General features: G+C 63.7%; 4 protein-coding genes. 3 read left to right on the top strand and 1 reads right to left on the bottom strand.

Features of this window, described 5'->3' with window-relative positions:
• Positions 1 to 3 precede the first annotated feature (3 nt).
• Positions 4 to 903: a glycyl-radical enzyme activating protein gene (locus M6G53_RS21455; RefSeq protein ID WP_253334366.1), complete on the bottom strand. Its 900-nt coding sequence runs from the start codon at positions 901 to 903 to the stop codon at positions 4 to 6.
• Between the two features lie 149 nt (positions 904 to 1,052).
• On the opposite strand from M6G53_RS21455, the gene fsa reads away from it, so the two are divergent.
• From fsa to M6G53_RS21440, 3 genes are all read left to right on the top strand, one after another.
• A complete protein-coding gene (gene fsa / locus M6G53_RS21450) occupies positions 1,053 to 1,718 on the top strand; it encodes a fructose-6-phosphate aldolase (protein WP_253334365.1) in 666 nt (221 codons plus the stop codon).
• 284 nt (positions 1,719 to 2,002) lie between these two features.
• Positions 2,003 to 3,718: a ShlB/FhaC/HecB family hemolysin secretion/activation protein gene (locus M6G53_RS21445; RefSeq protein WP_253334364.1), complete on the top strand. Its 1,716-nt coding sequence runs from the start codon at positions 2,003 to 2,005 to the stop codon at positions 3,716 to 3,718.
• 68 nt (positions 3,719 to 3,786) lie between these two features.
• A partial coding sequence (locus M6G53_RS21440; protein ID WP_253334363.1) for a hemagglutinin repeat-containing protein occupies positions 3,787 to 12,538 on the top strand: 8,752 nt, incomplete at its 3' end.

Genomic DNA, 12,538 nt, shown 5'->3' with positions numbered 1-12,538 from the left:
GCGTTATCCTCGCAAAATGGCGGTCAGGCCTTTGGCGCCGGCGTACGCTTCGGCGAAGGCCAGCAGATCGGGTGCGTCCAGCGGCGTGCGTGCGGCGCGGTAGGGTTCGCCGAGCAGGTGATACTTGTTGATGCCCAGCGTGTGGTACGGCAGAAAATGGATCTCGGACACGCCGATCTCGTCGGCGGCGAAGTCGACAATCGCACGGACAGAATGGCGATCGGCGTTGAAATCCGGGATCAGCGGCACGCGCACGATCAGCGGCACGCCGTGCGCCGCCAGCCGGCGGAAATTGTTCATCACCCGACGGGCGGAGCCGCCGGTCCAGGTTTTGAAACGCGCTTCATCGGTGTGTTTGAGATCGGCCAACAGCAGATCCAGCCAGGGCAACGAAGGGGCGATGTAACGCCACGGCACGTGCAGACAGGTTTCGACGGCGGTGTGGATGCCGGCTTCGCGGCCGCGCCGCAGCAGCTCCGCCGCGATCTCCGGCTGCATAAAGGGCTCGCCGCCGGACAGCGTTAACCCGCCGCCGCTGCGCAGGTAGAAAGGCTTATCCCGCATCACCTCGGCCATGATATCGTCGGGGTTGACCGCGCTGCCGCACAGGCTGAGCGCGCCGGTCGGGCAGGCGGCGGCCAGCGCCGCATAATCGTCTGCGCTGATGAGTTCGCGCCGCAGCATCAACGCCCCCTCGTCACGCTGCAGGCCTTGCGGACAGCGCTCGGCGCACAGCGTACAGCCGCTCAGGCACAGGCGCTCGTCAAACAGCAGATCCGCGTGGCGCGAGCGGCTTTCCGGGTTCTGACACCAGCGGCAGCTCAGCGGGCACCCTTTTAAAAACACCACGCTGCGGATGCCGGGGCCGTCATGGGTCGAGTAGCGCTGCAGATTGAAGAACATGGGTCACCCGTTTGGCGTTGCTGAATCTTTGGTCATTAAAGATGTTTCGAATGAAAGTTGAGTTGATTTTGGTCAAAGGATTGCGGGGTTTATGCCCTATGATGATCGGAGTTTGAATCCGCCCACAAAACATGACACAGGAGTCCGTGATGGAGCTTTATCTCGATACCGCCGACGTGACCGCAGTAAAACGCCTGGCGCGCATTCTGCCGCTGCACGGCGTCACCACCAACCCGAGCATCGTGGCGAAGGAAGGCAAGCCGATCTGGGAAGTGCTGCCCGCGCTGCGCGACGCCCTCGGCGGCACCGGCAAATTGTTCGCGCAGGTGATGGCGACCGATGCCGAACGCATGGTGGCGGAGGCGGCGCTGCTCAGCCAGCGCGTACCGGGCCTGGTGGTCAAGATCCCGGCAACCGCCGAGGGGCTGGCGGCGATCAAGAAGCTTAAGGCGATGTCCATCCCGACGCTGGGCACCGCGGTATACGGCGCCGGACAGGGGCTGTTGGCGGCATTGGCCGGGGCGGAATATGTGGCGCCTTACGTCAACCGCGTGGATGCGCAGGGCGGCGACGGTATCAAAATGGTGCACGAGCTGCAGCAGCTGTTGAACCTGCATGCGCCTGCGGCGCAGGTGCTGGCCGCGAGCTTCAAGACGCCGCGCCAGGCGCTGGCATGCCTGCTGGCGGGCTGCCAGGCCATCACGTTGCCGGTGGACGTGGCGGAACAGTTTCTGAACGCGCCGGCGGTGCAGGCCGCAGTCGAGAGGTTCGAGCAGGATTGGCAGGGGGCTTTCGGCAGCAATTTGCTGAGCTGATAGCCGTCTGCCGCGTTTGTACATTGTCCTCCCGATCGACAATTAATTTTAAAGGGTGGCGCACCAACGCGTCATCCTGCTGCCGTTTTCTCCCTTGTCAGCACGCGACGTTTCTCGTTTCAACCGCAGGCCGTGCGCCATTTCTTCGCACCCACATAAAGCAGTTGATTTTTGATTCCCAGAGTTCATAATCCGTTCGCTAAGAATTTAGTTTACATTCATTTACGTATTGCATGGTTTGCAGGTTAATAAATCAGCATAAAAATAACGATGAGGAGCCAGGGATGCGCTCAGAGAATGCTCGCACTTTGCTTTATTTTATCCGCTGTGGACTGTCGGGATTATTGATTGGCGTCGTCCCTCTGTTTTCCGCCTCGGCGTCTGACCATGAAGCGGTGGCATCCATCGATGCCCGCGAACAGCAGCGCCAGCAGGAGAGAGAACGCGCCCTGCAAAACCAGAATGCCCCGCAGGCCGATGCGCGCCTCTCCCGTCCCGACGTTGTGCTGCCCGACTACCCAACCGATGAACACCCCTGTTTCGTCATCAACCGGCTAACGTTGGTGGGGGAATCTGCCGACCGCTTTCAATGGGCGCTGGAGGCTGCTGCGGATGCCAAGGGCCGCTGCCTGGGTAGCCAGGGCATTGCGCTGGCCATCAGCAAGGTGCAAAACGTCATACTGGCCAAGGGCTATGTCACTACACGCGTGATGGCGCAGGAGCAGAACCTGGCTACGGGCGTGTTGGCGCTGACGTTGCAACCGGGGCGTATCGGCGAGATCCGCTTTGAGGAGCCGGTCTCCTGGCGTGGGCGATTGTGGAACGCTATTCCGGCCTCACGCGGCGACATTCTCAACCTGCGCGATATCGAACAGGGGCTGGAAAACTTCAGGCGGGTGCCCAGCGCCAATGCCGACATTAAAATCGTCCCCGGCGCCGAGGACGGCACCAGTGACCTGCAGGTCAACTGGCACGAAGGGCGCCCGGTGCGGCTCAGCCTGGGAATGGACGACAGCGGCTCCAAAAGTACCGGGCGTTATCTCGGTTCGGCCACCCTGGCTATCGACGCCCCGTTTGCGCAGAATGACCTGTTTTACGCCAACATCGGCAAAGATATGTTCCAGCACGGGCCGTTCGGCAACCGTTCACATACGCTGAACTATTTCTTCCCGGTGGGATATTGGGCCTTCTCGGCCAACTACAACGACTACACCTATCATCAGAACATCCCCAACGCCAACGAGGTAGTGCATTACAGCGGCAAGAGCGACAACATTCAGTTGACCGTCTCCCGGTTGCTGTACCGCGATCAGTCGCACAAGACCACGCTCAACCTGCGTGGCTACCGCAAACATTCCACTAACGCCGTGGACGACATCGATATTGTGTCGCAAAAACGTCGGACCGCCGGCTGGGAGCTGGGGCTGAATCAGCGCAGCTACTTCGGCACCACAACCCTGGATGCCAATATCGGTTGGCGCCGCGGTACCGGCGCGTTCAATGCGCTGCCGGCCCCGGAAGAGTCTCGTCATGAGGGCAGCGCCCGTACCGGCATTTTGCTCGGCGACCTGGCTATCAACCGGCCTTTCACCTGGGGCGAGCAGCCCTGGCGGGTGTATACCAGCGTGCGGGGCCAGTGGAGCTCGAATGCGCTGACGCCGCAGGAGCGGATGGCCATTGGCGGGCGCTATACGGTGCGCGGCTTTGACGGCGAACAGATGCTGTCGGGCGAAAAAGGCCTGCTGTGGCGCAATGAAATCGCCTGGAACGCGTTTTCTCGCGGGCACGAACTGTATCTGGCCGCCGACTACGGCCGGGTGGGCAGCCCAGGCACCCGCCACGCGGTCGGCCATCAGTTGGCGGGCAGCGCGCTCGGCGTGCGCGGCGCGCTGTGGGGGCGGCTCAGCTATGACCTGTTTGCCGGCGTGCCGCTGTACAAGCCCGCAGGCTTCCACACCTCCGGTGCGACCGCGGGTTTTAGCGTAAATCTGGAAATCTGAACATCGCGATACCGGCAGCGTTGCTGATATCGATCTGAACGGACTGACTTTTCTCACGGACGTGACCCATGAACAAACATTGCTATCGCCTTATCTTCAGCCGCACCCACGGGGAGTTGCGGGTGGTTTCCGAACTGGCTCGCAGCTGCAGCAGCGAACCGGGGCAGCGCGTCGGCTCAGGAATAACGGGCGGGGGCCGTCTGTGGGTCACCGTGCGGCGAGCGGTGTGGTTGCTGGGGCTGGCCCTGTTCGCCGGGCCGGCGATGGCCGACGGCATTGTGGCGGACGGCGCCGCCAATCCTGCTCTGCGGCCGGAGGTGATCAATACCCAGAACGGCTTGCCGCAGGTCAACATCACCGCCCCCAACCAGGCGGGGATCTCGCATAACCAGTATCAACAGTTCGACGTCGACGCCAAAGGTGCCATCCTTAACAACTCGGCGGTGATGACCTCGACCCAAATGGCCGGGATGATCCAGGGCAACCCTAACCTCAATCCCAACGCGGCGCCGGCCCGCGTCATCCTCAACGAAGTCAACAGCAATAACCCCAGTCAGTTGCGCGGTTTTATGGAAGTGGCCGGCGGCAAGGCGCAGGTGATTGTGGCCAACCCTGCCGGGATCGTCTGCAACGGCTGCGGCACCATCAACGCCGGGCGAATGACGCTGACCACCGGCAAACCGCAGATGAACCCCGACGGCAGCGTGGCGGGTTATCAGGTCGAACGCGGGGTGGTGCGCATCGAGGGGGGCGGGCTCAACGGAGACGCCCGCCATGATACCGAGTACGTCGACATTCTGGCGCGGGCAGTGGAGGTCAACGCCGGCGTCTGGGCTAAAGAAGGGCTGACGGTGGTGGCCGGCCGTAACCGCGTGAGTGCGGATGGCAAAACCGCAGCGCCGCTTGCCGGCGACGGCAGCGCCAGGCCTGAGCTTGCTATCGATATGGGCCAGATGGGCGGTATGTACAGCGGCAGTATCCGCATGATCGGCACCGAAGCCGGCGTCGGTGTACGCAACCGCAACGGGCAGGTACAGGCAGGCAAAACGCTCACCGTCAGCAGCGAAGGCAAACTCAGCTGGCAGGCTGAGGCGCCGGATGCCGCCACGCGGGCCGGCGGCGATATCCAGCTGGCAGCAAAAGGTGACATTGAGACGCGCGGGAAAGTGTACAGCGGTGGCCAACTGGCGGTACAGGGCCGCGAGGGGATGTTGACGCAGTCCGGGACGCTGGCGGCGGCCGGGAATGTGCAGCTGAACGCCGCGCGCGGCATCCAGAGCAGCGGCCACCTGCTGGCAGGGAGTGATGCCGAAAGCACCCTGGTCCATGATGCCAACCTGCAGCTTGATAGCCAGGGCGATATTCGCGCCGGTGGCAGTTTGCTGAGTAAGAAGAACGTCAACGCGACCGGGCGCCGGGTAGATATCAGCGGCGCGCAGCTCGGGGCCGGCCGTACCGCGCTGACGGCACGGGAAGGCGGCGTGGCATTGCGCCAGTCCACCGTCGACAGCGGTGAGCTTGTCGTGAGCACCGGGGGGAAGGTGGATGCGCAGCAGGCCAAGGTCAAGGCCGGGCGCTGGGCGGTCGATGCCGACAGCCTGTTCAACCAACAGGCCACCTGGTCACAAACCGGTGACGGTGAGAATCGCTTCACGTTGGCGGGTGAGCTTGATAACAGTGACGGCAGCATCGAGGCGCAGAGCCTTCTGCTTTCGGCCGGCCAACTGGTCAATCAGCGAGGCCGCCTGGTGGCGTTGGGTGAAGCGGCGCAGCACTGGCGGATCGGCGGCCTGCTCGACAATGGCGCTGGCACGATGGGCAGCAACGGGGCTCTTCGCCTCGACGCCGGCCGCCTCGATAACCAGCGCGGCACGGTAAAAACCCAGACGGGGCTCACGATTCATGCCGACGGTGCGGTTAACAGCGCCGGCGGTAATCTGCTGGCGGGCCAGGGGCTGACGATCGAGGCGAGTGGCGATCTGAACAATCAGTCCGGTACCCTGAGCGGCGATGACGTGCGTCTGGCGGTAAAACGGCTGGATAACGCGCAGGGGCAGGTCATTGGTCAGGGCAATCTCGCCCTGACGGCCAGCCGCCTGGATAACCAAGGCGGCTTGATGGGCGCCGGCAAGGCGCTGGATATCCAGACCGGCGACTGGGACAACCGCGGCGGCACGGCGCAAGGCGAAACGGCCGTTACGGCAACGGCGGGTAACCTTAACAACGACGGCGGCAAGCTGCTGTCCGGCCAGACATCAACCCTGAAGACCTCGGGCAACGCCACCAACCGCGGCGGTGAAATCAGCGCCGCAGTGCTGACGGTGGAGTCTGACCGTCTCGACAACACCCAGGGCAAGGTGATTGGCCAAGAGCGGCTCGATCTGCATGCCCGCCAGGGCCTGGACAATACTCAGGGGCTGCTGGGTGCCGACGAGGCGCTGGCGGTGAGCAGCCAGGGTGAATTGAACAACCGTGGTGGCACGGTGCAGGGGCATGGGCAGACCCGCGTGGCGGCGCGGGACGTACGCAACGAAGCCGGCAAACTGCTGGGCGGGCAACGGCTCACTCTCACTGCGGCGGGGCAGCTTGGCAACCGTGAGGGGGAGATCAGCGGCGAGTCGCTCACGTTGACGGCGCAACAGATGGATAACGCCCAGGGCAAGGTGGTCGCCAGGCAGGATGCGAACCTGACGGCGCAGCAAGGGCTGAACAACGCCGCCGGCTGGCTTGAAGCCGGCAAAGCCCTCACCGTGAAGAGCGCTGGCGACTGGGATAACCGTGGCGGCACCGCGCAGGGCGGCCGCCAGGTCACCGCCGCCGCGCAGACTCTCGACAATACCGGTGGCCGGCTGCAGTCGGGCGGTACCCTTGGTCTTGATGCCGCAGGCAATATCCTCAATCGAAGCGGCAAGCTGACCGCGCAGCAGGCGCTCGATATCCGGGGCGGCGATGCCGGCCTGTTTGACAACGACGGCGGCTCACTGCAAAGCGGCGGCGACTTATCTCTGCAGGGGGGCGGGTTGACCAACCGGGCCGCAGGTATGGTGCTCGGCGGGCAGGCGCTTTCACTGACGCTGGCGGGTGGCTGGGACAACCAAAACGGCACCTTGACCGGCAATGGCCGCACGCAGGTGCGCGCCGCCAGTCTGCGCAATGCCCAGGGGGCCATCAATGCGCTGGGCAGCCTGGACATGCAGTTCACCGACCGGCTGGATAATGGGCAGGGGCGAGTGTTCAGTCAATCGTCTCAGCGGCTGCAGGCGCAGGATATCGTCAACGCGCAGGGCTGGATGGGCAGCCAGGGGAGCTGGCGGGCCATAAGCGGCGGTTTTGACAATACCGAGGGCAGCGTACAGAGCCAGCAGGAAGCACAGCTTGCGGCCGGCTGGCTGAGTAACGCCAGGGGCGTGGTGCAGTCGGCGCAAAACCTGGCGCTGCGCATCAAGCAGGATATCGATAATCGCGGCGGTAAGGTCTCGGCGCAGGGGCAACTGAGCGTACAAGGGGCCGCTGACGGCGAGCACGCCGGCGCCATCAATAACGCCGGCGGTGAGTGGCTGGCGGGCCAGGCGCTGACTATCGCCGCCCGCAGCCTGGATAACGCCGAGGCGGGGCAACTGTACAGTCAAAAGCAGCTGCGGCTCAATCTGAACGGCGGGCTGGACAACCGCGGCGGGAAAATACAGGGCGGCGATGCGCTGGCGCTTGACGCGCAGGCACTGAATAATGCCGGCGGGACGATAGACGGCCAGCAACACGTAGCGCTGCGCATTCTCGGCTTGCTGGAGAATACCGGCGGCGCAGTGCGCAGCAATGGTGGGCAAGAGGTGTCGGCCGCCGGTATCGATAACCGGCAGGGCGTATTCAGCAGCCGCGGCGGCATCGCGATGAGCTCGGGGCAGTTGGACAACGCCGGAGGTTCGCTTATCAGTCAAGGCTCGGGTCTCTACCGTATCGACACGCTCAACAACCAACAAGGCAAGATACACAGCGGCGACGCGCTCACGCTTGAGGGGGCGCAGGTCAACAACCGGGGCGGCCAGTTGGTCTCTACCCAGGCGCTGGCGCTCAGGGCCGGGACGCTCGATAACAGCGGACAGGGCACGCTCAGCAGCCAGGCGGAACTGAATGTTCAGACCGAACGCCTGAACAACCGCGAGGGGGGCCTGATCCTGGGCACTACCCGCACCGGCATCAGTGCCCGCGACATCGATAACACGGCGGGCCGGCTTCAGAGCGTCGGTCATCTCACCCTCACGGACGTCGCTGCACTGGACAACCACCAGGGGCGTCTCCTGGCCAACGGCAATCTCGACATTAACGCCGGGCGGCCCTCAACCGACTCCGCGCTGGCGCTGCTCAATCAGGGCGGCCGGGTCGAGAGCGCCGGCCAACTGACCCTGCATGCGCGCACCCTGGATAACCAGAGCGGCACTCTGCTGGGGCTGCAGGCACTGACACTGTCCGCGCAGCAGGACTATGCCCATCAGGCCGGCGAAAATATCATCAGCAACGGCACGGTAACGTTCTCCCTGAGCGGCGCCTTTAGCAACCTGGCGGATTGGTTGCTGCCCGGCAATCTGGTGCTCAATGCGGCCAGCATCACCAACCCGGCGACGCTGGTGGGCAAAACGCTGCGGCTGACGACCGGGGCACTGCAAAACACCGGGCGGCTTGAAGCGGACAGCATGACGCTCAACGTCGATACCCTCGACAACGCCGCGGCGCTGATGGGGGACGATATCACCGTGAACGGGCGCGTTATCGACAACCACGGCGCGCCGGCGGTGATGGCGGCGACGCAAAGCCTTCGGCTGGTGACCGGCGAGCGGCTGAATAACCGGGATGGGGCGCTGCTCTACAGCGGCGGGCTTCTGCACCTGCGCAGCGATGACCTGATTGAAAACCGGGCGAGCTTTATCGAAGCGGACGGCGACGTTACGGTCGAGGCCCGTCGTCTGGACAACCTGCGCGAAGGGCTGGTGATTGAGCGTGAGGCGGAAAAGAGCGATTACAAATGGCACCGCTACAACTATTACTGGCGTACCTACGGTTCAAAGGTCAACCCCGATAAAAGCACCATGGCGCCAACCACCCAGCAGCTGACCTTCCAGGATGACGCGGCGGCGCAAACCAATCGCTACGGCACCCTGCTGGCCATCGATGCGGCGGGCAAGCGCGCGCAGGTGCGGGTCAAGGACAACAAGGGGCAACTGACCGACCTGTGGGTCAACTACCTGGCGCTCAAACCGAACGCCGATGGCAGCTATGCGATGACGTTCTATGAAACGCGTGGGGGCAATCAGCTGGCCACCATCCCGACGCCTTATCAGAACGGCTTCCACTGGGAGCACGATTGGACGCAGGTGATGACCTGGGATCCCGAAAAGCATGTCGATATCGACAGCGCACCGTTCATCACCGATTACAACAACTTCCGCGAACGTACCGAGAGCGGCACGCTGACGCGTGACAGGCTGGTCTCCGAAGGTATCGGCGCGCGTATTTTGGCCGGCGGCAATATGGTGCTGCGCATTACCGGCGCGCTGCTCAACGATGCCAGCGTGATTACGGCCAACGGTAACCTGACCCAGGACGGCGGCGGCAGCGTAGACAACCGCGGTTACTCGGTTAACGAACGACGTCAGGCGGCTATCGTTGACCATTATGACAAGGACACGCATCACTGGTATCCGACGTTCAACCGGGACGAAACCACGGCGCTGGCGACCGTTGACGGGGTGATCACCGGTAACGGTACGGTCACCATCAACGGCGCCAGCATCACCAACACCACGGTCAATCAGGCGCAAATCAGTCAACTTGAGGCGGCGTTGAAGGCGGTGGATGCCGAGCGTGCCGAATTCGAGCGCAATCCTCTGGCCTTCACGGTGGAGGGCGCAGCCCGAGCTGAAGGCGATACGACGCTGACACCCGGCGGGGGAATGACGGCGCCCGGCGGCACCGCATCCTCGCCGCTGGGGCGCCCCCTGTTGCCGTCTGAGCTGGCGTTGACCCGGTTGCAACATCTGGGCAGTGTGGCCACCACCATCCCCGATAACGGCCTGTTTAGCCAGCATACGGCGACCGGCAGCCCGTTCCTGGTGGTGACCGACGAGCGCTTTACCCGGCGCGACAACTTTATCAGCAGTGACTACATGCTCGAACGCGCAGGCTATGATCCCGCGCAGGCGCATAAGCGCCTGGGGGATGGCTTTTACGAGCAGCGCCTGGTACGCGAGCAGATGCTGGCGCTGACCGGCAAACCGTCCGTCAGCGGGTGGAGTGCGATGGAACAGTACCAGCAACTGATGAATAACGGCAGCAAGGTCGCACAGGACTTCCACCTGGTGCCGGGCGTGGCGTTGATGCCTGAGCAGGTTGCTGCGCTGCAACAGGATATCGTCTGGTTGGTGAGCGAGACGGTGCAAACGGCCGCCGGCCCGCAAACGGTGTGGGTGCCGAAGGTGTACCTGGCGCAGAGCACGCTGCGCCTGACCGGCGATGGCGCGGTGATTGGCGGCGGTAACCTGCAGCTCTCGGCGGGCAGCATCACCAATGCCGGCAACCTGTTTGCCGAGAAGGCACTGGCCGTTGATGCCGGGCAGTTCCTGCATCAGGGCGGCGACATCAAGGCCGGCAGCATTGACGTGCAGGCAGACAGTCTGGCCATGAGCACCAACCTGCAGGATGCGCTGCGCCAGGCGACGATGAGCGCCGGCGACATTCGCCTGCGCGGTACCGATATCACGCTCGCGGGGGCGAAACTCGATGCTACCGATACGCTCAGCCTGAGCGCGCGCAATGACCTGACCATCACCGCCGCGAAAAGCCGCCATACCGCCGACCTTGAGGTTATCTCCGGTTCAATGGGTAACCGCACCGGTAGCGGCACGGAAGCGGCCGGCGAGCGGATGGCGCACGTCAGCGGCGAATGGCAGCAGGCACTGGGGAGTGAGCTTAACGCCGGCGGCAATCTCACGCTCACTGCCGGGCATGACGTGACGTTGACCGGTAGCCAGGCAAAAGCCGGCGGCCAGCTTGGCGTGCAGGCCGGGAATGACATCAATATCCTGGCAGACAAAACCACCAATACCACCCACCTGGACGCTAACAGCCGCACCTCATCGGTGAGTAACGATCGCCAGGAAGAGCGCCAGACGCTCAGTGCCTTGAGCGGTGATCAGGGCGTCACCCTGGTGGCGGGCAATCAACTGCTGGCCGAAGGCGCACAGGTTGACAGTAAAGACGGTCGCATTGGCGTCAGCGCGCAGGACGTGACCATTAAAGACGCGCGTACCCGCACGCAAGACCAGGACAGCGAAAACAAACGCGTGGGCAAAACCCGCAGCCATCGTGAAGAGGAAACCGAACGCGAAATCAGCACCGGCAGCACCTTCAGCGCGCGCGACGGCGTGACCGTGATCGGGCGCGAAGGTGACGTTACGGTTACCGGCAGCACCCTGCACAGCGATCAGGGCGCCATCGCCCTGCAGGCGAAAAAGGATGTCACCCTCAATACGGCCACTGAACGAGAGTCGCGCTACAGCGAAGAACGTTCCGAGAAAAAGGGCTTCCTCAAAAAAAGCAGCAGCCATACCGTGACCGACGACCGAACCACGCGCGAGAAAGGCACGCTGCTGAGTGGCAACAGCGTCAGCGTCAGCGCCGGCAACGATCTGACGGTCACCGGTTCGGCCATCGCCGCCGACCGCGATGTGAACCTGCAGGCCGGCCGTAACGTTGATATCGGCGCGGCCACCGAAACCGACACGCATTACCTGCTGGAGGAGAAGAAAAAGAGCGGCCTGCTGGGCAGCGGTGGCATCGGCTTCACGATTGGCAAACAGTCGAGCAAACACGAAGTCGACGAGAAAGCGACCACCCAAAGCCAAAGTGTCAGTACCGTCGGCAGCAGCCAGGGCAGCGTCAACATCATGGCGGGTAACCAGCTGCACATCGGCGGCGCCGATCTGGTGGCGGGCAAGGATCTGGCCCTCACCGGCGATAGCGTGACTATCGACCCCGGCTACGATCTGCGCACGCGTAAAGAAACCTTCGAGCAAAAGCAAAGCGGCCTGAGCCTGGCGTTGTCGGGCACCGTAGGCGGCGCGCTCAACGCGGCCGTCAGCTCGGCGCAGCAGGCGAGAAAGGAAGGCGACGGGCGCCTGAGCGCGCTGCAAAATACCAAGGCAGCCCTGTCCGGCGTGCAGGCCGCGCAGGCCTTGGCGCGGGATAATGCGCAGACCGCGTCGGCGGAGGCGAAAAACGCCGCTGCCGGCTTGCAGCCGGGCGACGAGGGTGCGGCGCAGGGCGCTACCAACACCGTCGGCATCAGCGCTTCCTACGGCAGCCAGTCGTCGAAGAGCGAAACCCGCACCGACAGCCGCCAGTCGCAGGGCAGCACGCTCACCGCCGGGCAAAACCTGTCGATAACGGCACACGGTAAAAATCACAACGCCCAGAGCGGCGATATCGCCATCACCGGCAGCCAGCTGAAAGCGGGCAAGGACCTGTCGCTCGATGCGGCGCGGGACATTACCCTGCAATCTGCCCAGAACACCGAAAGCACCGTTGGCAAGAACAGCAGCAAAGGCGGCAACCTGGGCGTGAGCGTCGGCGCCGGCTCGGGCGGGTATGGCATCAGCGTCTCGGCCGGCGTGAATGCCGGCAAGGGGCATGAGAACGGCAACGGGCTGACCCATACCGAAACCCGGCTTGATGCGGGCAGCAACCTCAGCCTGACCAGCGGCAGAGATACCACACTGAAAGGTGCGCAGGCGAGCGGAGAAAAGGTTACCGTCGACGTGGGCCGCAACC

It is taken from the genome of Serratia nevei, assembly GCF_024160145.1.
GTDB classification, from domain to species: Bacteria; Pseudomonadota; Gammaproteobacteria; order Enterobacterales; family Enterobacteriaceae; genus Serratia; species Serratia nevei_A.
This window is presented reverse-complemented; position numbering and strand designations above follow the sequence as displayed.

Excerpts from the sequence above, each read along its gene's own strand:
- M6G53_RS21445 (WP_253334364.1), top strand. The coding sequence starts at position 2,003 with ATGCGCTCAGAGAATGCTCGCACTTTGCTTTATTTTATCCGCTGTGGA.
- M6G53_RS21455 (WP_253334366.1), bottom strand. The coding sequence starts at position 903 with ATGTTCTTCAATCTGCAGCGCTACTCGACCCATGACGGCCCCGGCATC.
- fsa (WP_253334365.1), top strand. The coding sequence starts at position 1,053 with ATGGAGCTTTATCTCGATACCGCCGACGTGACCGCAGTAAAACGCCTG.